Source organism: Burkholderia sp. MSMB1589WGS (genome assembly GCF_001636105.1).
GTDB classification, from domain to species: domain Bacteria; phylum Pseudomonadota; class Gammaproteobacteria; order Burkholderiales; family Burkholderiaceae; genus Burkholderia; species Burkholderia humptydooensis.
Window position 1 is genome coordinate 75,193 of the sequence record NZ_LNJT01000004.1, and the last position, 26,172, is coordinate 101,364.

The 26,172-nt window shown below is 69.2% G+C and carries 20 protein-coding genes and 1 pseudogene; 9 read left to right on the forward strand and 12 right to left on the reverse strand.

Going from position 1 to position 26,172, the window contains the following annotated elements:
- Positions 1-235: 235 nt before the first annotated feature.
- On the reverse strand, positions 236-1,636 hold the full coding sequence (locus WT16_RS01835) for a YbfB/YjiJ family MFS transporter (protein WP_063532585.1): 1,401 nt from the start codon (positions 1,634-1,636) through the stop codon (positions 236-238).
- 147 nt (positions 1,637-1,783) lie between these two features.
- Here WT16_RS01835 and WT16_RS01840 point away from each other — a divergent pair, with 147 nt between their 5' ends.
- Complete coding sequence (locus WT16_RS01840; RefSeq protein WP_015600869.1) at positions 1,784-2,749, forward strand: LysR substrate-binding domain-containing protein; 966 nt, start codon at positions 1,784-1,786, stop codon at positions 2,747-2,749.
- Positions 2,750-2,985: 236 nt separating this feature from the next.
- Here WT16_RS01840 and alaS read toward each other — a convergent pair whose 3' ends face one another.
- A complete protein-coding gene (gene alaS, locus WT16_RS01845; RefSeq protein WP_063532586.1) occupies positions 2,986-5,610 on the reverse strand; it encodes an alanine--tRNA ligase in 2,625 nt (874 codons plus the stop codon).
- A 477-nt stretch (positions 5,611-6,087) separates the two neighbouring features.
- Between alaS and WT16_RS01850 the strand changes: the two genes are divergently transcribed.
- Together WT16_RS01850 and WT16_RS01855 are read left to right on the forward strand one after the other, a co-directional pair.
- Entirely contained in the window at positions 6,088-7,308 is a 1,221-nt protein-coding gene (locus tag WT16_RS01850; RefSeq protein WP_063532587.1) for a CaiB/BaiF CoA-transferase family protein, read from the forward strand.
- Positions 7,309-7,501: 193 nt separating this feature from the next.
- On the forward strand, positions 7,502-8,308 hold the full coding sequence (locus WT16_RS01855; RefSeq protein WP_015601142.1) for a hypothetical protein: 807 nt from the start codon (positions 7,502-7,504) through the stop codon (positions 8,306-8,308).
- 324 nt (positions 8,309-8,632) lie between these two features.
- Here the strand turns inward: WT16_RS01855 and WT16_RS01860 are convergent, their stop codons facing one another.
- Positions 8,633-8,875: a hypothetical protein gene (locus tag WT16_RS01860; protein ID WP_006026448.1), complete on the reverse strand. Its 243-nt coding sequence runs from the start codon at positions 8,873-8,875 to the stop codon at positions 8,633-8,635.
- Between the two features lie 247 nt (positions 8,876-9,122).
- Between WT16_RS01860 and WT16_RS01865 the strand changes: the two genes are divergently transcribed.
- The gene (locus WT16_RS01865) at positions 9,123-10,832 is read left to right on the forward strand and encodes a glutamine--tRNA ligase/YqeY domain fusion protein (protein ID WP_063532588.1); all 1,710 of its coding nucleotides are present in this window, start codon (positions 9,123-9,125) and stop codon (positions 10,830-10,832) included.
- Positions 10,833-10,865: 33 nt separating this feature from the next.
- Here WT16_RS01865 and WT16_RS01870 read toward each other — a convergent pair whose 3' ends face one another.
- The 3 genes from WT16_RS01870 to WT16_RS01880 all read right to left on the reverse strand — a co-directional run bounded on the left by WT16_RS01870 (position 10,866) and on the right by WT16_RS01880 (position 14,051).
- A complete protein-coding gene (locus WT16_RS01870; RefSeq protein ID WP_041861714.1) occupies positions 10,866-11,345 on the reverse strand; it encodes an NUDIX hydrolase in 480 nt (159 codons plus the stop codon).
- A gap of 18 nt (positions 11,346-11,363) precedes the next feature.
- Complete coding sequence (locus WT16_RS01875; protein ID WP_063532589.1) at positions 11,364-11,750, reverse strand: RT0821/Lpp0805 family surface protein; 387 nt, start codon at positions 11,748-11,750, stop codon at positions 11,364-11,366.
- A gap of 201 nt (positions 11,751-11,951) precedes the next feature.
- Entirely contained in the window at positions 11,952-14,051 is a 2,100-nt protein-coding gene (locus WT16_RS01880) for a glycoside hydrolase family 3 protein (RefSeq protein ID WP_063532619.1), read from the reverse strand.
- On the opposite strand from WT16_RS01880, the gene WT16_RS35515 reads away from it, so the two are divergent.
- On the forward strand, positions 13,977-14,156 hold the full coding sequence (locus WT16_RS35515) for a hypothetical protein (protein WP_075644851.1): 180 nt from the start codon (positions 13,977-13,979) through the stop codon (positions 14,154-14,156). The two genes, WT16_RS01880 and WT16_RS35515, sit on opposite strands and share 75 nt — an antisense overlap.
- On the opposite strand, the gene WT16_RS34710 is transcribed toward WT16_RS35515, so the two are convergent.
- Positions 14,120-14,308, reverse strand: a complete 189-nt coding sequence (locus WT16_RS34710; protein ID WP_230479296.1) for a hypothetical protein — start codon at positions 14,306-14,308, stop codon at positions 14,120-14,122. The two genes, WT16_RS35515 and WT16_RS34710, sit on opposite strands and share 37 nt — an antisense overlap.
- Here WT16_RS34710 and WT16_RS01885 point away from each other — a divergent pair.
- Positions 14,228-15,013: a M15 family metallopeptidase gene (locus WT16_RS01885; RefSeq protein WP_015601279.1), complete on the forward strand. Its 786-nt coding sequence runs from the start codon at positions 14,228-14,230 to the stop codon at positions 15,011-15,013. The two genes, WT16_RS34710 and WT16_RS01885, sit on opposite strands and share 81 nt — an antisense overlap.
- A gap of 42 nt (positions 15,014-15,055) precedes the next feature.
- Here the strand turns inward: WT16_RS01885 and WT16_RS01890 are convergent, their stop codons facing one another.
- On the reverse strand, positions 15,056-16,417 hold the full coding sequence (locus WT16_RS01890) for a cytochrome c peroxidase (protein ID WP_063532590.1): 1,362 nt from the start codon (positions 16,415-16,417) through the stop codon (positions 15,056-15,058).
- Between the two features lie 232 nt (positions 16,418-16,649).
- Between WT16_RS01890 and WT16_RS01895 the strand changes: the two genes are divergently transcribed.
- The gene (locus tag WT16_RS01895) at positions 16,650-18,233 is read left to right on the forward strand and encodes an acid phosphatase (RefSeq protein ID WP_059929368.1); all 1,584 of its coding nucleotides are present in this window, start codon (positions 16,650-16,652) and stop codon (positions 18,231-18,233) included.
- A 173-nt stretch (positions 18,234-18,406) separates the two neighbouring features.
- A complete protein-coding gene (gene fabV / locus WT16_RS01900) occupies positions 18,407-19,600 on the forward strand; it encodes an enoyl-ACP reductase FabV (RefSeq protein WP_063532591.1) in 1,194 nt (397 codons plus the stop codon).
- A 43-nt stretch (positions 19,601-19,643) separates the two neighbouring features.
- Here the strand turns inward: fabV and WT16_RS01905 are convergent, their stop codons facing one another.
- Positions 19,644-20,276 carry a response regulator transcription factor gene (locus WT16_RS01905; protein ID WP_009912761.1) on the reverse strand — a complete coding sequence of 211 codons (633 nt, stop codon included), beginning with the start codon at positions 20,274-20,276 and terminating at the stop codon, positions 19,644-19,646.
- Positions 20,277-22,349, reverse strand: coding sequence for an ATP-binding protein (locus WT16_RS01910; protein WP_059929372.1), 2,073 nt, complete (start codon positions 22,347-22,349; stop codon positions 20,277-20,279).
- On the opposite strand from WT16_RS01910, the gene WT16_RS34715 reads away from it, so the two are divergent.
- Positions 22,257-22,763: a hypothetical protein gene (locus WT16_RS34715; RefSeq protein WP_230479289.1), complete on the forward strand. Its 507-nt coding sequence runs from the start codon at positions 22,257-22,259 to the stop codon at positions 22,761-22,763. The two genes, WT16_RS01910 and WT16_RS34715, sit on opposite strands and share 93 nt — an antisense overlap.
- Here WT16_RS34715 and WT16_RS01915 read toward each other — a convergent pair.
- Both WT16_RS01915 and WT16_RS01920 read right to left on the reverse strand, forming a co-directional pair.
- Positions 22,760-23,725 carry a spore coat U domain-containing protein gene (locus WT16_RS01915; protein WP_006026436.1) on the reverse strand — a complete coding sequence of 322 codons (966 nt, stop codon included), beginning with the start codon at positions 23,723-23,725 and terminating at the stop codon, positions 22,760-22,762. The two genes, WT16_RS34715 and WT16_RS01915, sit on opposite strands and share 4 nt — an antisense overlap.
- A gap of 15 nt (positions 23,726-23,740) precedes the next feature.
- Positions 23,741-26,153: pseudogene (locus WT16_RS01920) on the reverse strand (fimbria/pilus outer membrane usher protein).
- Between the last annotated feature and the right edge of the window lie 19 nt (positions 26,154-26,172).

The window sequence follows — 26,172 nt, forward strand, 5'->3', positions numbered from 1 at the left end:
GGCGACGACCTGGCGGTCCGCGCCGGAGGTCGGCCGGCATCGTCATCGTGGAGGATCGCGAAACGCCGCCGTGTCGTGTCGGCGATCCGCGCATTCGAAACGAAAGCGCGGCGGCGCGTGCGGCGTGTCGGCTCGCCCGACGCAAAGTTCGACACGTCGACGTGCAGTCGGCATCGACTCGGCCGGCACGCTCACAGCCCGCGGCCGCTCCGCGATCCGGCCGTCCGTCGAGCGCTCATCCGATCCCGCGGTCGCGCGTCGCCGTACGCGAGGCGCTCGACGCAACGGCTGCGAACCCCGCCGCCCCCGCCGCCAGCACCGCCGATGCAAGCCAGAGCGCCGGCGTGAACGATCCCGCGTGCGCGGCGAGCGGTACGGCCGCGAGCGGCCCGACGATCTGTCCGACGCCGTATGACGCCGTCGCATAGCCCATCAGGCCCGCTGCGCGCTCGCCGCGCAGGCGGCGCGCTTCGCGCATCGCGAACAGCGTGATCGCGTTGAACGGCAAGCCGACGAGCGCGCTGCCGAGCGCGAATCCGGGCGCCGTCGGCCAGACGATGCCGAGCGCGACGCCAACCGCCTGCACGACGCAACATGCGGCGAGCAGCAGACGGTTGTCCCAGCGGCTCGGCAGCCGCGCGCCGGCCAGCGCGCCGACGATCAGCGCCGCGCCGAACATCGGCCAGAACAGATCGGGCCAAGGCGAATGCGCGGGCAGCGCCGCACGGGCGATCACCGGCAGGAAGGTCGCGGTGATGATGTAGCCGAAGCCCGGCAGGCCGTAGAGGAGCACGAGCCAGAACGCATCGCGGCGGCTGGCGGCCGGCGATGCGTCCGGCGCGGCGACCGCTCCGCGCTGGCCGCCGATGCCCGCCGGCATGGAATTTCTTGGGGTTGCCGCTGTCGCTTCGTCGACTGCGTTGGCCGAGTCCGCCGCACGCCCCGCATTTGCCGCGCCGCGCCCACCGGCTGCGGCACCCGCATCGCCGCCGGCATGCGGGCCGCCCGCATCACGCCTCCACTCGCACGCCGCCGGCGCGAATGCGCGCCACACGAGCGCCGACAGCACCGCCGACGCCGCCGCGAACCCGATCCACCCGAGCGCCGCATGCCGCCCCGCCAATGCGAAGCCGATCAGCCCGGTCGCGACGATCCCGATCCCCGGCCCCGTATAGATCACGCCGCCCCACGCGGGCGCGCCGTGCTCGACGACGCGCCGCAACCCCCACTGCGACGCGAATACGAACGTGCACGCGCTGACCGCGCCGCCGACGAAGCGCACGAGCGCCCACAGCCAGAACGGGCTTGCGATTCCCATCGCGAGCGTCAGCGCGACCGTCGCCGCGAGCCCGATGCGCACCATCCGCGCCGGATCGACGGCGATGCGCGCGCATGCCATCGCGCCGACGAAATAGCCGGCGTAATTCGCGGACGCGAGCCAGCCGCCGTGCCGGATGTCGAGCTCGCCGCCCGCGAGCATCAGCGGCAGCAGCGGCGTGAATGCAAAACGCCCGACGCCGAGCGCGACCGCGAGCGCCGCCGCGCCCGCAAGCGCCGCGTCGCGCGCCGCGCGTTCGCCGGACAACGGATGGTTCGGCGCACCGGCCACGCCGCGGGAAGAAGGAGGGGAGCTCATCGTTTCGAGGGCGATGCGGCCGCCCCCATAGGGCCGGAAGCGTCGCGGCAAGGTCAAGGTCATGGCCAAAGTCGACTCGATGCTAACTTGACCAACCGTTCTCGAAAAATGAATAATTCAGATTCGATCCATCCCACGGAGAGAATCATGGATCTGGCGGCCCTGGCGATCTTCCGCGCGGTCGTGCGCGAGAACGGCGTGACGCGCGCGGCGGCGAAGCTCAATCGCGTGCAATCGAACGTCACGACCCGCATCAAGCAACTGGAGGAACAGCTCGGCGCGCCGCTTTTCGTGCGCGACGGCCGCCGGCTCGTGCTCACGCCCGCCGGCGAGACGCTGCTGCCGTACGCGGAGCGCCTGCTCGCGCTCGCCGACGAGGCGCGCCACGCGGTCACCGAAAACAGGCCGCGCGGCCGGCTGCGGCTCGGCGCGATGGAAAGCACCGCGGCAAGCCGCCTGCCCGCTTTTCTCGCCCGCTACCACCAGGCATGGCCCGACGTCACGCTCGAGCTCGTCACCGGCACGACCGGCAAGCTGATCAGTCTCGTGCGCGATTTCGAGCTCGATGCCGCGCTCGTCGCGACGCCGGCCGGCTCCGAAGCGTTCGGCGAGCCGTTCGAGACCGCTGCCGCGTTCACCGAGGAACTCGTGCTGCTGACGCCGCGCGGCCACCCGCGCGTGCGCACGCCGCGCGACGTGCTGCTGCCGACGCTCGTCGCGTTCGAGCGCGGCTGCGCGTACCGCGGCTGCGTCGAGCGCTGGTACGCGGCATACGGCTTGAAGCCCGAGCGCGTGCTCGAACTCGGCTCGTACCACGCGATCGTCGCGTGCGTCGCGGCGGGCGCGGGCGTCGCGGTCGCGCCGCGCTCGGTGCTCGCCGTCCAGCGCGAGCCGGCCAGCCTCGGCGTGCATCCGATCGTCGGCATGCCGCCGATCGATACGATGCTAGTCTGGCGTCAAGGGCATTTCTCGGCGGCGCTCGCCGCGCTGCGCGACGCACTGCGCGACGCCGCCGCGGCGGCGAACGCGACCGACGTCGCGGCGAACGAAGCGGCGAAGGTCGCGCGCCGGCGCGCGCGGCGCGGCACGGCGCACGAGACGCTGCCCGCCTGACGCGCGGCATGCGCGGATGCATCGTTCGCATCGCGAATCGCCGCAAACCTCGTCGAAGCAAAAATCGCCGAGACCACTGCGTGCGGTCGGCCTGTCACCGCCGCGCCGATCGACTCGGCCCTCCTGTGGCGCAAACGCGCGGCCTGCGAAGCGCGCCGCGAGCCACGCGATGCCGTGCCCCCGCCGCGAACGGCACGAAAACGGCACGCCGATTCCCGGCGCGCCGCCCGGCCGCGTTACAGCCGCGCCTCGACCCAGCCCTTGACGCCCGCGAGCGCTGCCGGCAGGTTCGCCGGCTCCGTGCCGCCCGCCTGCGCCATGTCCGGCCGGCCGCCGCCCTTGCCGCCCACCTGCTGCGCGACGAAGTTGACGAGTTCGCCCGCCTTCACCTTCTTGCTTGCGTCCGCGGTGACGCCGGCGATCAGGCTCACCTTGCCGCCGTCGACCGCCGCGAGCACGATCGCCGCGCTCTTGAGCTTGTCCTTCAGCCTGTCGACGGTTTCGCGCAGCGTCTTCGCATCGGCGCCGTCGAGCGTCGCGGCGAGCACATGCACGCCGCCCACCTCGACCGCCTGCTGCGCGAGCTCGTCGCCCTGGCTCGACGCGAGCTTCGATTTCAGCGCGGCAAGCTCCTTCTCTAGCGACTTGACCTGATCCTGCACCTGGCCGATCCGCTGCAGCAGCTCGGACGGCTGCGCCTTCAGCGCGGCCGCCGCTGCGTTCACGCGCGCGTCGAGCGCCTGCACGTAGCGCACCGCGTTGTCGCCCGTGATCGCCTCGACGCGGCGAATGCCCGCCGCCACGCCGCCTTCGGCGACGATCTTGAAGAGGCCGATGTCGCCCGTGCGGTGCACGTGCGTGCCGCCGCACAGCTCGCGCGAGAAGCCGAGATCGAGCACGCGCACCTCGTCGCCGTACTTCTCGCCGAAGAGCGCCATCGCGCCGCCCTTCACCGCGTCGTCGTACGGCATCACGCGCACGATGCCCGGCGCGTTCGCGAGCACCTGCTCGTTGACGATGTCCTCGACGCGGCGGATTTCATCGTCGGTCAACGGCGCGTTGTGCGCGAAGTCGAAGCGGGTCTTGTCCGCGTCGACGAGCGAACCCTTCTGCTGCACGTGCGAGCCGAGCACGTCGCGCAGCGCCTTGTGCATCAGGTGCGTCGCCGAATGGTTGCGCGCGGTGCGCGCGCGGCGCCCGGCGTCGATCTCCCCGCGAACCACGTCGCCGACCTTCAGCACGCCCTGCTCGAGCTCGCCGTGGTGGCCGATCACGTCGGCCTGGACCTTCAGCGTATCGGCGACAGCGAAACGCGTGGCCGCATTCGCGAGCACGCCCTGATCGCCGACCTGGCCGCCCGATTCCGCGTAGAACGGCGTGTGGTCGAGCACGACGACCGCGCTCTCGCCCGCCTTCACCTCGCCGACCGACGCGCCTTCGACGTACAGCGCGACGACCTTCGCGTCGTCGAACGCGATTTCCTCGTAGCCGTGGAACGTCGTCTTCGCGCCCGTGTATTCGAGGCCCTGCGTCGCCCTGAACTTGCCCGCCGCGCGCGCCTGCTCGCGCTGGCGCGCCATCGCGTCGTCGAACGCGGGCTCGTCGACCGTCACGCCGCGCTCGCGGCACACGTCAGCCGTCAGATCGAGCGGGAAGCCGTACGTGTCGTGCAGCTTGAACGCGAGTTCGCCGTCGAGCGTCTTGCCGCCCGCGGCCTCGAGATCGGCCAGCGCCGCCTCGAGGATCGACATCCCGTGCTCGATCGTCTCGAAGAAGCGCTCTTCCTCCTGGCGCAGCACGTCGGTCACGCGCGGCTCGGCTTCCTTCAGCTCCGGATAGGCGGCGCCCATCTCGGCGACGAGGTCCGCCACGAGCCGGTGGAAGAACGGCCCCTTGCGGCCGAGCTTGTAGCCGTGGCGGATCGCGCGGCGCACGATCCGGCGCAGCACGTAGCCGCGGCCCTCGTTGCCGGGAATCACGCCGTCGACGATCAGGAACGAGCACGCGCGGATGTGATCGGCGATCACCTTCAGCGAGTTGTTCGCGAGGTCGGCGACGCCCGTTTCGCGCGCCGACGCCTTGATCAGATTCTGGAACAGGTCGATCTCGTAGTTGCTGTGCACGTGCTGCAGCACGGCCGCGATCCGCTCGAGGCCCATGCCGGTGTCGACGCACGGCTTCGGCAGGCGCGTCATGTTGCCCTGCGCGTCGCGGTTGAACTGCATGAACACGAGGTTCCAGATCTCGATGTAGCGGTCGCCGTCTTCCTGCGGCGACCCCGGCGGGCCGCCCCACACGTCCGGGCCGTGATCGTAGAAGATTTCCGAGCACGGGCCGCAGGGGCCCGTGTCGCCCATCTGCCAGAAGTTGTCCGACGCGTAGCGCGCGCCCTTGTTGTCGCCGATCCGGATGATCCGCTCGGCGGGCACGCCGACTTCCTTCGCCCAGATGTCGTAGGCCTCGTCGTCGTCGTGGTAGACGGTGACCCAGAGCTTGTCGGCGGGCAGCTTGTAGACGGCCGTCAGCAGCTCCCAGGCGTAGTGGATCGCGTCGCGCTTGAAGTAATCGCCGAACGAGAAGTTGCCGAGCATCTCGAAGAACGTGTGGTGGCGCGCGGTGTAGCCGACGTTCTCGAGATCGTTGTGCTTGCCGCCCGCGCGCACGCTGCGCTGCGCGGTGGTGGCGCGGGAGTACGGGCGCGTCTCCGCGCCGAGGAACACGTCCTTGAACTGCACCATCCCCGAATTGGTGAAGAGCAGCGTGGGGTCGTTGCCGGGCACGAGGCTCGACGAGCGGACGATCGTGTGGCCCTTCGATTCGAAGAACTTGAGGAATTTCTCGCGGATTTCGGCGGCTTTCATAGCGTGCGGGGACGGTCGGGCCAAAACTGGGTTGAGCGCCGGCCGCTCCGGCTCAAGCGGGCGGCGGCGGGTTTCTGAAACAATCGATTATACGGGATAGATCCGCCGTCGCGGCCGGCGGGCGTCCCGGGCGGACGGCGGCCCGCCCGGGGCGACGGGCCGGGCGGCGGTTCAGCGAGACTTCCGCGAAACGTCTCGCCGGCATTTCGTCGGAGCACGTCGCGCTCACGTCGTCGCGCCGCGCAGGTTCCGCCCGATCCGAGCAATTCGCGCGGATCGCGCCGCGATCCGCGCGCCTGCGTCGAACCGCCGCCGCGCCTGCGCCGCCCCGCTCGCGCGACAGCCGCGCACGAATCGCTTTAAGATGCGGCGGGAGACACAACCGGGCCTCGCCCCGCGCGATCGCGCCATGCCCGGCGCGACGCCCGCGGGCGCAGGCCGGCCGACAGCGCAGCCAACAGAGGAGACTGATCGAAGATGGGAGCCCTCAGCCATATCCGCGTCCTGGACCTGAGCCGCGTGCTCGCGGGCCCGTGGTGCGCGCAGACGCTTGCCGATCTCGGCGCCGACGTGATCAAGGTCGAGCGCCCGGAGCTCGGCGACGACACCCGGCACTGGGGCCCGCCCTACCTGAAGACGCCGGACGGCGCCGACACCCGCGAGGCCGCGTACTACCTCGCCGCGAACCGCAACAAGCGCTCGGTGACGGTCGACATCGCGACGCCCGAGGGCCAGCGGATCGTTCGCGAGCTCGCCGCGCAATGCGACGTCGTGCTCGAGAACTACAAGGTCGGCCAGCTCGCGAAATACGGGCTCGACTATGCGTCGCTCGCGGCCGCGAAGCCCGGCCTCGTCTACTGCTCGGTGACGGGCTTTGGCCAGACGGGCCCGTATGCGCACCGCGCCGGCTACGACTTCATCATCCAGGGGATGGGCGGCTTCATGAGCATCACGGGCGAGCGCGACGGCCTGCCGGGCGGCGGCCCGCAGAAAGCGGGCGTCGCGATCGCCGATCTCGCGACGGGCCTCTACTCGACGATCGCGATCCTCGCCGCGCTCGCGCACCGCGACCGCACGGGCGAAGGCCAGCACGTCGACATGGCGCTCCTCGACGTGCAGGTCGCGCTCCTCGCGAACATGAACACGAACTTCCTCGCGAGCGGCAAGCCGCCCGTGCGCTGGGGCAACGCGCATCCGAACATCGTGCCGTACCAGACGTTCGAGACGAGCGACGGCTGGATCATCGTCGCGGTCGGCAACGACGGCCAGTTCCGCAAGTTCGTCGAGGCGGGCGGGCGGGCGGCGCTCGCCGACGATGCGCGCTTCGCGACGAATCCGGCGCGCGTGCGCCACCGCGACACGCTCGTGCCGATCATCGCCGAGATGACGAAGACACGCACGAAGCGCGAGTGGCTCGACGCGCTCGAGGCGCTCGGCGTGCCGTGCGGGCCGATCAACGATCTCGCCGAAGTGTTCGACGACGAGCAGGTGCGCGCGCGCGGCATGCAGGTCGAGCTGCCGCATCCGAGCGGGGCGACCGTGAAGCTCGTGCGCAACCCGATCCGGATGAGCGAGACGCCGCCCGATGCGCGCAGCGCGCCGCCGCTGCTCGGCGAGCATACGGAAGCGGTGCTGCGCGACATGCTCGGCTACGGCGACGCGGCGATCGCGGCGCTCAGGGACAAGCGCGTCGTCTGAACGCGACAAGCGGGCGCGCGGCTGCGTTCGGCCGCACGTCCGCTTGCCGTGCCGAGGTTGTCGCGGCGCCCCGCGGCGCCCTCTTCGCCGATCCGGCGATCCGCAGCCTGTCGCGCGAACGCGCGACGACATCGCGCTGTCATCACCAAACGGTACAAAGTGGGCTTTCCCGCTTTTTCCGCCGAGGTTGTGCATGCCGTCACGTCGCAAGTTCCTGCTGTCCACATCCGCCGCCGCGACGCTGCCGCTCGTCAGCGCAGTCCTCACCGCGTGCAACGACAGCATCGCCGAGCCCGCGATCGGCGATGCCGAGCTCGCGCGCCAGATGATCGGCAAGCTGACGGCCGAGCTGAACGACGCGTCGACCGCCGCCGCCGTCGAGCCGTACCTGATGGACGTCGGCTTCACGTGGGATCTGCCGACGATCGCCGCCGCGCAGATCGACCGCATCGTCGCATACAGCTTCGGCAACCGCGCGAACGCGGCGAGCGGCAACACGCCGACGAACGGCACGAACCAGACCGCGCTGCCCGACCCCGGCCCCGTCAACGAGGCGCTCGCGGATGCGGTCTACCGGATTCGCCAGTTGAAGCCCGTCAAGGTCTACGCGCAGTGGGAAATCGCGCGCTTTCTCGCGTCGAAGTATCAGATGGCCGACGTCCGCTCGATCGAGCCCGTCGTCGCCGCGAACGGCTCGATCACGTACCTGAGCACCGACGGCGTCGCCGCCGCGATCGTCGCGCTGGAAGGAAGCGGCGCGGCGATGGGCAACGTCGCGGTCGTCGGCCACCGCGATCATGCGAAGCGCTGCATCCAGACCTCGCGGGCGCGCGGCATGAAGGCGGCCGCGGCCGCGGAAGTCCCGCTGCCGACGCTGTACGATCCGCAGTCCGGCCAGGCCTGGACGCGCCGCCGCGACCTCTACCTCGTCCACGACATGTATGCGCAGCTCGCGACACTGCGCGCGAACCTGATCGCGGCGGCCTACCCGAACGGCTGATTCTTCAGCGCTCGCCCGAACGCGCGGAGGGCACCAAGGGAGTCAAGGCATCAAGACGCTCGAACGCACTCAGGACCGTCATGCACCCAAAACGCAACGTCCTGAAACCCGGCTCGCGAGGACGCCGACGCGACGGCGAGCGCCCCGCCGCGAAGCAGGCGGCCGGACGAACACGCCCTGCCGTAAAACGAAACGGGGCGCGCCTGTGGCGCGCCCCGCTGCCCGGCCGTAGCGGACGGAATGACGAGTCAGGTTCGCAAAGGACGCAGCGAACGGCGAAGCAGTGAAGCGGCGGAGCGGCGAAAACGCAACCGACGCGCCGCTTCAGCGCACGCCGGCGCCGACGAGGCCGCCTGCCGCCGCACCCGCGACCGTGCCGATCGGCCCGCCCGTGATCAGGTAGCCGAGCGCGCCGCCCGCCGCCGCGCCGATGCCGGCGTTGCGCTGCGTATGGGTCATCGCGCACGCGCTGAGGCTGGCGAGCGCGACGGCGATGACGGTGGTGCGAACGAGAAAGCGGGTCTTCTTCATCATCATGATGCAGTCTTCGAGAGCGTTGCCGCGCATGGCACGGCGCGGCGGCATGAAATCCGGGCAAGAATCCGGGTGAGCGCATCTTAAAAAAGCGCAATCGGGCCGGCAAGGCGATTTACCTCCCGTTACAGCGGCAACACATGCCGCACAAATGCCGGAAAAACGCGCCGCACCGCCCGCCGCAAGGGGCGGCGCTCCTCAGGACGGTCGTCCGTCAGGTAGAATTGACGAATTCGGGCGGCGCGGCACGCGCCCCCTCCCCTTTTCTTTCCTGTTCCGCATGAGCACCGATCGCAACGACGCCACCGCGCCATCCAATTTCATCCGCAACATCATCGACGACGACAACCGCACGGGCAAATGGAGCGGCCGTGTCGAAACGCGCTTTCCGCCCGAGCCGAACGGCTATCTGCACATCGGCCATGCGAAGAGCATCTGCCTGAACTTCGGCGTCGCGCGCGCCTACGGCGGCGTGTGCCACCTGCGCTTCGACGACACGAACCCGGAAAAGGAAAGCGTCGAGTACGCGAACTCGATCGTCGACGCGGTGCGCTGGCTCGGCTTCGACTGGCAGAAGGACGGCGTCGCCCATCAGTATTTCGCGAGCGACTACTACGACAAGCTCTATGAATTCGCCGAGCTGCTGATCGAGCGCGGCAACGCATACGTCGACAGCCAGAGCGCCGACGAGATGCGCACGAACCGCGGCTCGCTGACCGAGCCGGGCACGCCGTCGCCGTTCCGCGACCGCGCGCCCGACGAAAGCCTCGACCTGTTCCGCCGGATGAAGGCGGGCGAGTTCGGCGAAGGCGAGCACGTGCTGCGTGCGAAGATCGACATGAGCTCGCCGAACATGAACATGCGCGACCCGGTGATCTACCGGATCCGCTACGCGCATCACTACCGGACGGGCGACAAGTGGTGCGTGTACCCGATGTACGACTACACGCACTGCATCTCGGACGCGCTCGAGGGCATCACGCATTCGCTGTGCACGCTCGAATTCGAGGATCACCGCCCGCTCTACGACTGGGTGCTCAACGAGCTCGCCGACGCCGGCGTGTTCGCGCGGCCGCTGCCGCAGCAAATCGAATTCTCGCGCCTGAACCTCACCTATGCGATCACGAGCAAGCGCAAATTGCTGCAGCTCGTGACGGAAGGCCACGTCGACGGCTGGGACGATCCGCGGATGCCGACGATCGTCGGCGTGCGCCGCCGCGGCTTCACGCCGGAGAGCATCCAGCTCTTCTGCGAGCGGATCGGCGTGACGAAGGTCGATTCGTGGATCGACATGAGCGTGTTCGAAGGCGCGCTGCGCGACGACCTCGACGACAAGGCGCCGCGCACGGTCGCCGTGCTCGATCCGCTCAAGCTCGTCATCGACAACTATCCGGTAGGCCAGACCGAGGAATGCACGGCGCCCGTGCACCCGCACCATCCGGAGCGCGGCCAGCGCACGTTCCCGATCTCGCGCGAGCTGTGGATCGAGCGCGAGGATTTCAACGAGAACCCGCCGAAGGGCTATTTCCGGCTGTTCCCGGGCAACAAGGTGCGGCTGCGCTACGGCTACGTGATCGAATGCACGGGCGCCGACAAGGACGAGCACGGCAACGTGATCGCCGTCCACTGCAACTACTACCCGGACAGCAAGTCGGGCACCGACGGCGCGAACAACTACAAGGTGAAGGGCAACATCCACTGGGTGAGCGCGGCCCACGCGTGCCCGGCCGAAGTGCGGATCTACGATCGCCTGTTCAAGGAGCCGCATCCGGACGCGGGCGGCCGCGACTTCCTCGACGCGCTGAATCCGGATTCGAAGAAGATCGTCCACGCCTATCTCGAGCCGGGCGCGCGCGACGCGCTGCCGGAAGCGCGCTATCAGTTCGAGCGGCACGGCTACTTCGTCGCCGATCGCGTCGACTCGAAGCCCGGCCAGCCGGTGTTCAACCGGATCGTCGGCCTGCGCGATAGCTGGGGCAAGCCGGCCTGACCGCCGCGGGCGCGCCATCGCGCATCGCCGCATTCAGCCCGGCAGCGTCCGGTGCAGTTCCGCGAGCGACAGCGTCGTGCCGAAGAGCCGCGCGAGGCTGCGGCTCGCATACGCGTCGACGTCGGCGGGCTCCGTCCAGCGGAACGCGTCCATTTCGGGAATCATCGTGCCGTCCCGCCGGCTCGGGAACATCGACGTGCACGTGCAGCGCGACAGATCCGTCTCGCCGGCGGCGGCGCGCGCGGCGAACAGGTGCAGGTCCTTGTCGTGCCGATAGGCGAAGAGGCCCAGATCGACGAGCCGGGCGGGATCGAGCACGATGCCCGTCTCCTCGACGAGCTCGCGCAGCGCCGCCTGCCGCGCGGTCTCGCCCGGCTCGCCCTGCCCTTTCGGGATGTCCCAGTGCGTCGTGTCGGTCGCGTGCGCGAGCAGCACGCGGCCAGCGGAATCGAGCAGCACGACGCCGCACGACACCGTGCGCGCGCGAGTGCGGCCGGGCTTCATCGCGCTCATCCGCGCGTCACGCCCGCGTCAGCGCTTCTGCAGTTGCCATTTGCCGGCCGCGGTCTTGCAATAGAGCGGCCGCAGCGTCATCGACTGCCCCTTCGCCTCGACCTCGGTCCTGACCTCGCGGCACGTGCGGCCTTCCTGCTCGGTCGTGGTCGGCGTGAGCTTCGCCGCGAGCTTCGTGCCGCGGCCGTTGTTGACCCAGTCGACGGTCTCGCCATCCTTGCCCTCGTCGCGAACCTTCTGCACGGCCTTCGCGAGCGACGCGGTGTCCGCCTTGCTGAAATAGCTGATCGGCGTGTCGTTCAGGAAGCTCAGGTTGTTCTGCGCATGCGCGGCAAGCGCCGCGGCCGCACATGCGGCGCCCGCCAGCGCGCGCGACAGGATCGAGACACGAGCTCGCATCGTCATGTTGTCCTCCTTTGGAAGCGATCGAATGTCCCGGCGCACGGCTTCGATCACGCGCCGGGAGAGCGCTCAAGGATAACTGCAACGAACGGTATTTGAAACCGATCGTGCAACGGTACGGCGTGTCTCGCGGACTTCGGCGACGAAATCGCGACGCGCCGGCAGACGAGGCGCGGCGATCGGTCGCGCCGGCGGCGCTCGGCGTCAGTATTGCAGCCCGAAGCCGCGCGGATAGCGCAGCGGCCCCGTCGATCCGTCCGCGTTCAGCGCGTGGATCGCGACCGGCAGCCTGCCGACCGGCCGCTCGACGCCCAGCATCGCGTCGACGGCCGCGGGCAGCGACGGGCCGCGCCATCCGCCTTCGTAGCCGTAGTACGCATACGTCGCGAGCGTCGCGTCCGCCACGTCGTCGTAGCTGATCGTGTCATACGGCGCGCGCATCGTCACGTGGATCACGGTCTTGCGCCGCGCCTTCGCGTAGTCCATCGCGTCGCGCATCTGCTGCGCCTCGCTCGGCGCCGCGGCCGCGGCGAGCGCGCTTCGGCGCGCGCGGACGTCCGTCGCCGCGTCCGCACGCTCGACGTGATCGAAGATCACCGAGCCTTCCTCCTCGCCGTTCGCGGGCGCGGCCTGCCGCATCAGCGCGGCCGACGGCGCGGGCGGGCTCACGCGCGCGCTCGGGTCTCCGTTGTGCTCGACGGGCGTGACGCCCGTCGACAGCGTGCCGACGATCACGATGTCGGCCGCATCGATCGCCTGCTGCTGCTCGGGCCATGCGATCTCGCCCAGCTTCGCGCCCGTGACGAGCGAATGGCCGAGCTCGACGAAGCGCCGCCGCATCGCCTCCGCCTGCTCGCCCCACGGCGTCAGGATGAAGATCCGCCGGCCGGCCGCCTTGAGCGGCAGCGTGCCGCGCTCGTTGCGCAGCACCGTGATCGACTTGCGCGCGATGTCGCGCTCGACCGCGCGGTGCGCGGGCCCGCCGATCGACGCCAGTTCGTCGGCCGGCCGGCCGTGGTCGGCCGCAACGATGCCGTGGCGCAGCTTCGTCAGCACGATCCGGCGCACCGAGCGGTCGAATTCGGCGCGGTCGATGCGGCCCGAATCGACGGCCGCCGCGACGCGATCGACGAGCGCCGTCAGCCGGCCGGCGTCGGCCGCCGTGCGGAATTCGACGGGCATCAGCGCGATGTCCACGTCCGCCTGGAACACCTTGACGACCGCGTCGTCCTCGTCGAAGAAATCGGCGATGCCCTTCATGTCTAGCGCGTCGGTGATCGTCACGCCCCGGTAGCCGAACTCGCCGCGCAGGATGTCGTGCTGGATGCGCCGCGACATCGTCGCGGGCGCGATCATCTGCTCGCCCGTGCGCGTCGCGACGCGCGTGTCGTCGAGCGACGGATACTGGATGTGCGCGGTCATGATCATGTCCGGCGCCTCGCCCGATTCGATCGCCTGCCGGTACGGCGCGAGATCGATCGCGTAGGCGTCGGCGCGCGACTTGATCACGACGGGCAATCCGTAGTGCGAATCGGTGTCCGTATCGCCGTGCCCCGGAAAATGCTTGAACGTGCCGATCACGCGCTCGCTCTTCATCCCCTGCGCCATGCGCCGGCCGAGCAGGCCGATCGTCGCCGGGTCGTCGCCGAACGCGCGCACGTTGATGACCGGATTGAGCGGATTGCTGTTGACGTCGACGTCCGGCGCGAAATTCACGTTGAAGCCGACCGCCGCGATCTCCGCCGCGAGCACGCGGCCCATGTCGTATGCGAGCCGGTCGTCCTTCGTCGCTTCGTACGCCGCGCCGAGCGCCATGTTGCCGGCGAACGCGGTCGCCTCGGCGCGCGGCAGGCGGAACACGTTGCCGCCCTCCTCATCGATGCCGATCAGGAGGCCGAGCGGACTATCGGCCGCGGGCGCGGCCCGGATGCCGTCGATCAGCCGGCGCGTCTGCTCGATGCCCGTCAGGTTGTTCGAGAACAGGATCACGCCGCCGATGCCGTTCTCGCGCAGCGCGTCGCGCGCGGCGTCGGGAAAATCGGTCATGCCGGCCGTGCAGGCCGGCTGTCCGTCCGGGCACCAGTAGCGGAACGCCATCATCAGCTTCTGGCCGACCTTCTGCCGGGTCGTCATCCGCTCGACGATCGCGTCCGCGCGTGACTCGATCGTCGCGTCGTCGTCGCCCGAGCACGCGCCGAGCACCGCCGTCACCGCCAGCGCGACGGGGAAATGAACCAAGCTTCTCTTGCGCATCTTCACCGAATCCTTGCCGCGCGCATTCCCGCGGCATTCACGTCGTTTCATTCGCCATCCGGCGTCCCGATCGGCTTTCGGTTCATCGGCACTCCGGAACTTCACGCGCATTCATTCACTCAGAATGCCAATTCATCGAATTCGCCAAACGAGTGACCGATATGCGACTTCTGCCGCGAACATTCGCGCCGATTCGGCAGTGCGCGCAGCATAGCACGGGGCTTTTCATGCTGCTCTCGATTTTCGGCGCATCGAATGCGCAGGCGGAAATCAATCGAATCACGGCCGAGCAATGCGCGAATATGCATGCCAAATCCGTCATCCACGACGATTCGCCGGTTCAATGCGAGCGATTGAGAAACGTGTCGTTCGATTACGTGAATTTCGACGGCCGGATTCAAAAAGGTGAAATCGTCGTGCTCGATGCGCTCGCCGAGCGCGTGCAGACGATTTTCGGCACGCTATGCCGAATGCGTTTTCCGTTGAGCAAGGCGGTGCCGATCGAGCGCTATCGCGGCGACGACGATGCGTCGATGCGCGACGACAACACGTCGGCGTTCAATTCGCGGCGCAAGACGGGCCGCAGCGAATGGTCGATGCATGCGTACGGCGTCGCGATCGACATCAATCCCGTGCAGAACCCGTACGTATCGTTCGACAGCGACGGCACCGCGCGCGTGCTGCCCGCGACGGCCGCGAAGGCGTCGATGAACCGGCTCGACGAGCGGCCGGGCAAGCCGGCGCGCCCGGGCATGGCGGAGCGCGTTGTCGACGTGTTCGCGGACAACGGCTTCCTGCGCTGGGGCGGCTATTGGGACGATCCGATCGACTATCAGCACTTCGAAGTGGGCTCGCGCGCGCTCGTCGCGCGAATGGTCGACGCGTCGACCGACGATGCGCGCCGGATGTTCGAGCGATATGTCGCGTCGTATGCGGACTGCGTCGCGCGCACGCGGCGCGCGAGCCACGCGGCGGCGCGCGCCGCGTGCGTTGCCGACGCGCTGCGCGAATGACGCGCGGCGGCCGCGCCGGGCCGTCCGTGCGCGCGGGCGTCTTCAGCGATTGCCGCTCGCCGGTTTCGCGCGCGGATCGTAGCCGTCGGTGAGCGTGCCGAGGAACGCGATCACGTCCTTGATCTCCGCATCGGTCATCGCAGGCGGATCGCCGCGCTTGCGGTCGAACGGCGGCTCGTCGTTCAGGTTCTTCCAGTAGCGCTTCGGCAAGTCGTCGAACTTCTGGACGACGCCGTGCTTCACCGGATAGAACTTCTCCGGATGCGTATCGCGCTCGGCGTAGAAGCGCAGCACGTCGTCGAGCGAGTGATAGATGCCGTTGTGGAAGAACGTCTTCTTCAGCGCGACGTTGCGCAGCGTCGGCGTGCGGAACAGCCCGCAGAACTCGTCGCGCCCCTTCAGGTCCTGACGCTCGGGCCCGCATGCGCCGAGGTCGTGGAAATTCGGATTCCGGTTCACCGCGAGCTCGCGGTTGCGCGGCACGCCGATCGCGATGAGGCCGAAATCGCCGAACTGCGGCGGCGTGCCGTCGAGCCCGCGCCGGCTCACGTGGCAGCTCGCGCAGTTGCCCTTCCTCTCGTCGTTGAAGACCTGCAGCCCGTGCAGCTCGGCGCTCGTCAGTTGCGCGCGGCCCGCCAGATACGCGTCGTACTTGCTCGTGTACGGATAGAACACGTCGGGCGTCTGCTCGAACGTGCCGAGCGCCTGCAACACCGCCTCGAACGTCGCGCGATCGTCGTCGAGCACGTGCGCGCCGAACGCCGCGCGAAACGCGCCGGCGTATGGCGCGGCCCGCACCGCGCGCGCAACCTTCGCGGGCGTGCCGTTCATCTCGAACGGCGACGTGAGCGGCGTGCGCGCCTGCTCCGCGCCGCCGTCGACGCGGCCGTCCCACGTGAGGCCGCCCGTCGGGCCGGCGTCGACGCTCTCGTCGCCCTCGTCGTCCGATTCGTGATAGTGCTCGCTGAACGCAGGCACCTTCTGCAGGTACTTGAGCGTCGGCACCGCGCGAAAGCCCTGCTGGCGCAGATCGTCGCCGCCGAATTGCGCGGGCAGCGCGTTCGGCGGCCCGAACGCGTGCTGCGGGCTGTGGCACGACGCGCACGCGAGCTTGCCGCTGCCCGACAGCGACGGATCGAAGAACAGTTGCCGGCCGAGCGCCGTCATCTGCTTCACCGCCTCGTATACCTGCGCGCGCGTCTGCGGCTGATTGTCGACGACGGCGGGCGCGCTCGACTGCGCGGCAGGCGCGGCGGCGGGCGCGGACGTCGCGGCCCGCCCGTTCGCGTCGCAGGCGGCGACGCCCGCCGCGAGCGCGATCGCGGCAGCAGTTGCGCCAAGCGCGCGCGGCATGAAGAAAGTCGAACGATTCGGGAAAGCGTGTCGCAGCGGGCGGCGCATCATCGATCCGGCGGTGTCGAGTGAGAAAGGCGCGAGCGTATGTCACACGCATGACAGTTCGATGACGGATGACCGACAGCTTAACGAAAGCGTTACAACATGTTGCTGTCAAACGTTCCTTACACAATCCGCGCAACCGGCTGTCAATGGACATTCACACGACGCGTCACTTCGCGCGACGCAATCGGCCGGCCCCTCGATACCCACATACCTCGTGCGACAAGAGAGATAACGGATGAACAAGCATTGGATTCGCGTGACGCCGATCGCGCTCGCGGCCGCGATCGGCCTCACCGCGTGCGGCGGGGACGACGTCACGTCGCCCGGCCTGTCGGCAGTCAAGAACGTCGTCGTGATCTACGCGGAAAACCGCAGCTTCGACAACCTGTATGGCAACTTCCCGGGCGCGAACGGCCTGCAGAACGTGACGGCCGCGAGCGCGAAGCAGGTCGACCGCGACGGCACGCCGCTCGCGACGCTGCCGAAGATCTGGTCCGGCCTGACCGCGGCTGGCGTGACGCCCGCGGTGACGGAGGCGATGACGGCGAACCTGCCGAACGCGCCCTTCGCGATCGACGATCCGAACGGCTTCAACACGCCGATGAGCGTGACGACGCGCGACCTCGTTCACCGTTTCTACGAAAACCAGATGCAGATCGACGGCGGCAAGAACGACCGGTACGCCGCCTGGTCGGATGCGGGCGGCCTCGTGATGGGCCACTACACCGCCGATCCGTCGAAGCTGCCGCTCTGGAAGCTCGCACAGCAATACACGCTCGCCGACAACTTCTTCATGGGCGCGTTCGGCGGCTCGTTCCTGAACCACCAGTACCTGATCTGCGCGTGCGCGCCGATCTATCCGAACGCCGACAAGAGCCCGGCGGCGAGCCAGATCTCGGTCGTCAATCCGGACGGCGTGACGCTCACGACCGCGTCGAACTCGCCTGCATCCGCGCTGTCGGGCCCGCCGAAGTTCGTGAAGTCGGGCGGCCTCACGCCGGATTTCTACGCGGTCAACACGATGCAGCCGCCGTACCAGCCGAGCGGCAACGCGGCGGCGGCGGGCGGCGATCCGAACCTCGCCGATCCGTCGAACCCGTCGACGCTGCCGCCGCAGACGCAGCAGAACGTCGGCGATCTGCTGACGAGCGCGGGCGTCTCGTGGGCATGGTACGGCGGCGCGTGGGGCGCGGCGCTGCAGGCCGCGCAAAGCGGCACGTCGGGCGTGATCTACGGCCCGAACATGACATCGCCGAACTTCCAGCCGCACCACCAGCCGTTCAACTACTACGCGAACCAGGCGCCCGGCAGCGCGAACCGCGCGCAGCACCTGCTCGACGCCGGCACGAACGGCGCCGCCCTCATCCAGGCGATCGACGCGGGCAAGCTGCCGCAGGTCACGTTCTACAAGCCGCAGGGCAACCTGAACGAGCACCCGGGCTACACGGACGTCGCCTCGGGCGACCAGCACATCGCGGACGTGATCGCGCACCTGCAGAAGAGCCCGCAGTGGAACAACATGGTCGTGATCGTCACGTATGACGAGAACGGCGGCTTCTGGGATCACGTCGCGCCGCCGAAGGGCGACCGCTGGGGCCCGGGCACACGCATTCCGGCGTTCGTCATCTCGCCGTTCGCGAAGCAGGGCTTCGTCGACCACACGCAGTACGACACCGCGTCGATCCTGCGCTTCATCACGCGCCGCTTCTCGCTGCCGAAGCTCGCGGGCCTCAAGCAGCGCGACGACGCGCTCGTCGCGAACGGCTTCAAGCCGATGGGCGACCTGACGAACGCGCTCACGCTGTCGACGGGCAACTGAGCGCCGGGCCGATTCACGAACGCACCATCGCTTCTTCGGGCGGCTTCGGCCGCCCTTTTTTTATCGATCGCGAGCATCCGGCCGGCCGCCCCTGCGAACGGACGGCCCGCGCGCGCCTCGTTTAGAATGCGCACTGCCTTTTTTGACCGCCCCGCACTCAGAGCGAGACCGCCATGATCATCAAACCGCGCGTACGCGGCTTCATCTGCGTCACCACCCACCCCGCCGGCTGCGCGGCGAGCGTCCGCGAGCAGATCGCGTACGTCGCCCGCCGTGGGCCGCTCAAGCACGGCCCGAGGAAGGTGCTCGTGATCGGCGCGTCGACGGGCTATGGGCTCGCCGCGCGCATCGCGGCCGCGTTCGGCGCGGGCGCGGCGACGCTCGGCGTGTTCTTCGAGCGCGCGCCGCTTGACGCGAAGCCCGGCACGGCGGGCTGGTACAACAGCGCGGCATTCCACGACGAAGCCGCCGCGCGCGGCCTCTACGCGGCGAGCATCAACGGCGACGCGTTCTCCGACGCGATCAAGCAGAAGACGATCGACGCGATCAAGCGCGATCTCGGGCAGGTCGATCTCGTCGTCTACAGCGTCGCCGCGCCGCGCAGGACGCATCCGAAGACGGGCGTCACGTTTCAGTCCACGTTGAAGCCGATCGGCCACGCAGTGCGGCTGCGCGGCGTCGACACGGACAACGAGGCGATCAAGGAAACGCTGCTGCAGCCGGCGACGCCCGACGAGATCGCGGGCACGGTCGCCGTGATGGGCGGCGAGGACTGGCAAATGTGGATCGACGCGCTCGACGCGGCGGGCGTGCTCGCCGACGGCGCGAAGACGACCGCGTTCACGTACCTCGGCGAGAAGGTCACGCACGACATCTACTGGAACGGCTCGATCGGCGAAGCGAAGAAGGACCTCGACCGCACCGTGCTCGCGCTGCGCGAGAAGCTCGCCGCGCGCGGCGGCGACGCGCGCGTATCGGTGCTGAAGGCGGTCGTCACGCAGGCGAGCTCCGCGATTCCGATGATGCCGCTCTATCTGTCGCTGCTCTTCAAGGTGATGAAGGCGCGCGGCACGCACGAAGGCTGCATCGAGCAGGTCGACGGCCTGTTGCGCGACAGCCTGTACGGCGCGCGGCCGCACGTCGACGCCCAGGGCCGGCTGCGCGCGGACCGGTTCGAGCTCGATCCGGCCGTGCAGGCGCGCGTGCTCGAGCTGTGGGACCAGGTGACGGACGACAACTTGTATGCGCTGACCGATTTCGCAGGCTACAAGAACGAATTCCTGCGCCTGTTCGGCTTCGAGATCGACGGCGTCGATTACGATGAGCACGTCGATCCGAACGTACGGATTCCGAATCTGATCGACTGATTCGCGAATCGTGCGGCCGCCGCACGCGCCCCGCCGATGCGCGTCACACGAGCCCGTTCTCCGTCGCGTACATGAACAGATCGACGTCGGATTTCAGCCCGAGCTTGCCCATCGCGTTGTGCTTGTGCGTGCTGACCGTCTTAATGCTGCGGCCATAGCGGTTCGCGATGTCGGTCATCGTCATCCCGGTCGCGCACAGCCGCACGACCTCGATCTCGCGCGGGCTCAGTTGCGGCGGCGCATCCGTCGCGCGCATCGCGAGCCCGCTCGCCGCGCCCGCGTGCGTGCCGACGAACGGCCGGCCCTGGCACACCGCGCCGACCGCGCGCGGCAGTTCGTCGAGGTCGCCGCGCTTGCTCAGCACCGCGAGCGCGCCCGCCTGGCGCATCGTGTGCATCAACACCGGATTGTCGAGCATCGTCAGCACGATCACGCGCACCGAAGGATGGCCGTCGCGGATCGCGGTCAGCATCGCGAGGCCGTCGGCGGCCCGCTGGTCGGGCATCGCGAAATCGGTGATGACGATGTCGCACGGCGTGGTCGCGAGCAACGCGAGCAGCCCCGCCGGATCATGCGCCTCGCCGACGATCGACACGTCGCCCATGCCAGCCAGCATGTGACGCACGCCCAACAGCACGAGCGGATGGTCGTCCGCGATCAACACTTGAACGCTCATTTACCTTCCTCCTTTTGGATCGCCGCGATCGCGCGATTGCGCCGGATGCGCAACGCAACGCAGCAAATGATTCACCATCGCGAGGATTTCCCGGACTGCGCCGCGAATCGCGCGCGCGTCGCCCGCCGTCAGCAGATGGTGGAATTCGTCGAGCAACGCATCGACGTGCGCCTGCCCGAACAGGCTGTACGTGCCGCGCGCCGTGTGACACCACGTGCGCAGCTCGCGAGCGGAGAGGCCGTCGCGCAGATCGCGCATCAGCGTGTCCCGGTCGCGCTCGAGCGCGCGGCGGCACGCGCCCAGGATCGCGTCGCGCGCCCCGCCGTGCTCGGACGACGCGCCGAAGCCCGCGAGCAGGCGCGCCGCGTCGATGCGCGACGGATCGAAGCGTAGCGCGGGCGCGGGCTCGATCGCATCGACGAGCACGCGCTCGAGCGCATCGAGCGTCGTCGGCTTGCCGATGCAGAACGTCATGCCGGCCGCGACGCAGCGCGCGCATTCGGCATCCGACACGAGCGCCGTCACGCCGACGACGGGCGTCGCGCGCACGCGCGCATCCGGATGCGCGCGGATCGCCGCCGTCAGCGCGACGCCGTCCATGCCCGGCATCCGACAGTCGGTGAGCACGACGTCGAACGCGCCCGTCTCGAGCGCGCGCAACGCTTCGTCGCCGCTCGCGCTGAAGCGCGCGCGGTGGCCGAGCGCATCGAGCTGATAGCGCAGCACGATGCGGTTCATCTCCTGATCGTCGACGACGAGCACGCGATACGCGCGCGACTTGCCCTCCGCCGCCGCGCGCGCGCACGTCGCGTCGCGCGCATCGAGCGCGGCGCGCAGGCTGTCGACGAACGCGCGCCAGCCGAGCGGATTGCCGCTCAGGCGCACGTGCGAGCCGTCGTCGGTCCAGCCCGCGGGCTCCGGCACATCGGTCACGCCGACCCAGCCGACCTGCGGCCGCGACGCATCGACGCGCGCGTCGTCGCACAGCACCGCATCGACGTGGGCCGCGCCGCGCGCGGCCACCCGCACGCCCGCCGTGCGCGCGTAGGCGGCAAGCGTCGCCGCGAGCGCGGCGTCGCCGACGTCGATCGACACGACCCGCCCCGCAAGCGCATCAGGCGCGTAGCCGCGCGCCGCGACCGCGCAGCGGATGCGCGCGGTCGCCGTCGTTCCCCTGCCTTCATCACTCGTCAACGTCACGTCCCCTCCCAGCAATCGCGCGAGCTTGCGCGCGATCGCAAGCCCGAGCCCCGTTCCCGATTCCGTGCGCCGCGCGCCGCGCGCCGCGCGCACGAACGGCGTGAAGAGTCGCGTCAACTCGTCGGCGGCAATGCCGATCCCCGTGTCGACGACCGTCGCGACGATCTCGACCGAACCGTCGACGTCGTCCGCCGCGCGCACGCGCACCGACACGCTGCCGTGCTCCGTGTACTTGATGCCGTTGCCGATCAGGTTGACGAGAATCTGCCGCAGCCGATTGCCGTCCGTCAGCACCGCGGCCGGCACGTTGGCATCGACGTGCAGCCGGATCCGCAAACCCTTGCGATGCGCGTGCACCGCGAGCATCGCGCTCACGCTGTCGACAAGCTCGCGCACGTCGACGCGCGTCTTCTCGATCGCGAATTGCCCCGCCTCGATGCTCGCGTGATCGAGAATGTCGTTCAGCACGCGCGCGAGCGACTGCCCCGAGTCCTGCACGAGACTCAGCAGCCGCTGCTGCTCCGGCGCGAGCAGCCCCTCTTTCACCAGCTCGACGAGCGCGAGCATGCCGTTCACGGGCGCGCGCAACTCATGGCTCGCGGTCGCGAGCGAGCCCCGGCTCGCTCTGAGCGCCGCCTGCAGCCGCTTCAGATCGCGATGCGCCCATCCGTAGCTCAACAGCGCGACGAGCACGTGGCTGCCCCACAGCAACGGGTGCACATGCGTCCACTTGCAGGGCTCGGTCGCGATCAGCATGCTCTCCTGCATTCGATTGGCGACCTGCGGCAGCGTCAGGAACGCGAGCGCCGCAGCGGAGATGCACACCAGTATGCGTCGACAGAATTTGCCTCCGCAAAAGCCGTCGCTTTTCATACCCTCATCCCATATGGAACCTCGCCAGAATACGCATCTCTTCCGTTGCCGGAAAAAACTCGCACATCCTTTTCTCGCGACGTTCCATTTATGGGTACGGTCGTTTATCCCATCGCACGTGCGCTTTCTCCGATTCTTCGATTCGATGGCGCGCAGTCGCGAACGGCGGCGTCCGCGCTTCGGCCGTCCCGCACGGGTGCGGGACGGCCGGCAAGCGAAAGTCGACGATCAACGCATGCGCATCGCGATATTCTCGCGCCCGATTTGGCCATGTCGGGCTTCGCACCTCGTCAAATCCACGCTTCGTTCGAAAATGAAAAAACTGATCCGGCTTTCTCGTTCACCTCCCTCTCTCCCATCCGATTCGATTCGCATGCCCGATACGATTTCAGAAAAGCGCCGATTTTCGGCTAATAGCGCACGTCCACGACCACGCTGTCCGTGTACGTTCCGACGGCGGGCGTCTGCTGATCCGGATAGAGCCGCGCGGTATACGGAAACTGCTGCGCCGACTGGCCGTCGGCCGCCGCGCCGCTGCCCGCGCGGTTCGCCGACTGCCCCCACACCGCGCCGCCGCCCGGGCCGAAGATGTCGTACTGCAGCCGGCTCGCGCCGTTCGCCATCTGCCGGCGCCCGCTCGCGTGCGGATTCGCGCCGCTGGAGAGGCCCACCGTGTAGACCATCCCCTTCGTGCAGGTGAGCGACACGCTGCCCGTCACCGGCGCGAAGCTCGCAACCGTCGGCGCCGCGCCGAAGTTCACGTCGGGCGCGGCGATCACGCAGTCGTTCGTCACGGTGATCGTCACCGGCACGACCGCCGTGCCCGAGCCCCGGTCACGGCCGAGGCAGATGCCGAGCACGCCGATCCCGCTGCAGTAGTCCCAGTTCCAGGCGATCGTCAGCGTGTCCGTGTACGTGCCCGCCGCGACGTTGCTGCCCTGGATCGTGCGGAAATACATCGGCAGCGTCTGCGCGGGGCCGCCGAAGATCCCGAGCAGGTTCAGCAGTTGGCCGCTCGCCCAGTTGTAGGTCATGCCGAGGTTGAGCTTGATAGAGTAGTTCTGGTCGGCGAACACCGAATATGGCACCGCGTCGCCCGTCGGGCCGACGAGCTTGCCGCCGTTCGCCGACGTGATCGTCGCGTTGATCTGGTCGCCGATCACGAAGAGGCCGAGCAACGCGCCCGAGCATGACAGGCCGCTGCTCGTCGTCGACGTCGATTGCGGCTGGCTCGCGACGACGAACGACGTGACCGTGCCGAACGACGCGGGAGCGGCGCTCACGACCGAACACGTCGCATGCGCGTGCAGCGCCGGAAAGAAACCGAGCGCGAGCGTCGCCGCGACGCGCACGAGGAATTGTCGGAATGGCTTCATCGAGGAATCCTGTCGTTATTCGCCGCACGCGAGCGGACCGATGCGGCTCATCTGCGCCGCGTCGACGTCGGCTGCGAACGTCGCGCGGCAGGTTCGGCCGTCGGGCGTCCTGACGCGCAGGTGATTGACCGCGGACAAGCCTTCGAGATACGTCTCGCCCTGCCAGCCGACGAGCGCGGTCTGGCCGCTCTCCTCGTGCAGCACGCGCGAGCCGACGCCGATCGGCCGACCCGCCGCGTCGACGAGCGCGATCTGCGCGGAGACGATCTTCTGGATCGGGAACGTGACGAGCGCGCCGCCGTGGTCGCGCACCGCGACGCGACGCTCGACGATCGGCACGCGCACGTTGCTCGGCAAATCGAGCGGATCGATCTCGTACTTGCCCGCGTAGTAGGACGGCGCCCACGGCACGAGCAGATGGCCGCCGCCGTCGGTCCTGCCGACGAGCTGGTTCTCGTAGCGCACCGGCACGCCCTTGCGGCCTTGCGTGTCGATCAGCGCGAACGCATCGTCGACGCGATTCGCGGGCAGCACCGCGCCGTCCATCACGACGACCGAGCCCTGCGCCTCGCCCCAGCGCGCGTAGCCGCGCCCCGCGCCGTAGCCGTAGGCGCCGCCCTGCACCTGGACGTAGCGGTTGCGCCACGTCGCATCCGCCTGCTGGTAGTGCGAGCCGCCGCCCGCATACGCGAGATTCCAGCCGAAGCCGCCGTCGCTCGGCACGCTGCGGCTGTACTGCACGCGCTCGCTGAAACTGTTGCGCTCGTCGCGCGCGACCGAGCCCGTCACGACGCCCTTGTCGCCGAGCGGCACGATCAGTTGCAGTTGCGCGGCGACACCGTGGTCGCCGATCGTCTTGTTGACCGACGCGTAAAGCGTCGCGCGCCGGAACAATGGCCGCGTATACGACAGGTTCGCGATCCGCGTGCGCGTGCCGTCCGCGCCGCGCACGTCGAAGTAGCCGGCGCCGAGCGTGCCGCCGATCGCGCCGAGATTGAGCGCGCCTGTCGCCTGCGTGCTGCTGCGCACGAGCCGGTACGTGACGTCCGCGGGCAGATCGTAGACCGACAGATCGCGAAACCCGTCCGTGCGCTGGATTCGCTGCAGCGACACGCTGAACCGCTGCGACGAATAGCTGTAGCCGAACGCGTATTGCCGGCCCGACGTGCCGGCGAGACTGCTCTGCGTCGCCGCGACGTTGAGCACGCCGAACATGCCGACACCCAGGTCGAACCCGAGTCCGCCGAGCGCGAAGCGCTCGCCGCCCTCCGCGTGCCCCTCGATCGTCAGGTAATCGGCAAGGCCGTAGCGCGCGGTGCCCGACGCCGCGAACTTGCCGTACGAGAACGAGCGGTTCCCGTAGTCGCGCCGCATCGCGCCCGCCGACAGCGAATAGTCGGAGAGCCCCTTTTGCAGCAGCGTGTTCGCGACGTAGAACGGAATCGTCGTCGCGACCTGGCGGCCGAGCGCGTCGGTCGTGACGACGGTCGCCTCGCCCGCGCCGTTGATGAACGGCACGTTGTTCATCGTGAACGGGCCGGGATTCACCTGCCCCGTCGTCGTCTTGCTGCCGTTGATGAACAGATCGACGGCGGTCGGCACCGCGGCCTGACCCGAAAACTGCGGCAGCGGATACGTGACGATGTCCGGCCGCACCTTGAAGTCGCGCTCGACCGACACGCCCCCCAGGCGCACGGCGCTCGACCACGACAGCGCGCCCGTGATCACGTCGCCTGCGGTGTACGTGAGCATCCGGTCCTGGTCCGAGTAGCGCCAGAACGTGTCGTAGCGCAGGTAGCGGTTGCTCCCGGCGCCGCCGATGCTGCCGCCGTAATCGCGCCGATAGACGCCCGTGTTCGTCACGGTGCCCCACTTGTCGAACAGACGCTGTTCGGTCCACGCGGACGTGTAGCTCGTGCCGAGCGTCGGCGAGTTCGTGTACACGTCGTAATTGAACAGGAGCCCGAAGCTGACGGCCGCGGGCGTGCGATCGTACAGCCGCCGCGAGCCGACCGTCTGCTGCGGCAGCCAGTCGGGCGGCACGGTCAGTTTCAGGCGCTGCTCGGTGCTCTCGTATTCGACCTGCACGCCGTCGAGCTTCGACAGATCGACGAGCGCGTCGGGCTCCGCGCCGGTGCGCACCGACGCCTGCGCGAGGTCGCTCGCCCGCGCGTAGTAGACGCCGTCCCGATAGCGGATCGGCACGATGCGCCCCGTCGACAGCTCATTGACGACGAGCTCGAGATACAGCGTGCCCTGCGCCGCCGCGCCCCCCCGCGGGCGGCAGCGCGCGGCCGAAGCTGTCCGCGAGCGTCATCGGCTCGTTCGCGCGCGCGCCCCCCGCCGCCGCGAATGCGATGCCCACCGCCCACGCCGCCGCGCGCCGCCGCGGCAGCCCTCTCGTTCTGTATTCGTTGTACCGCTTCAAGGCATTTCCCCGTCGCGAC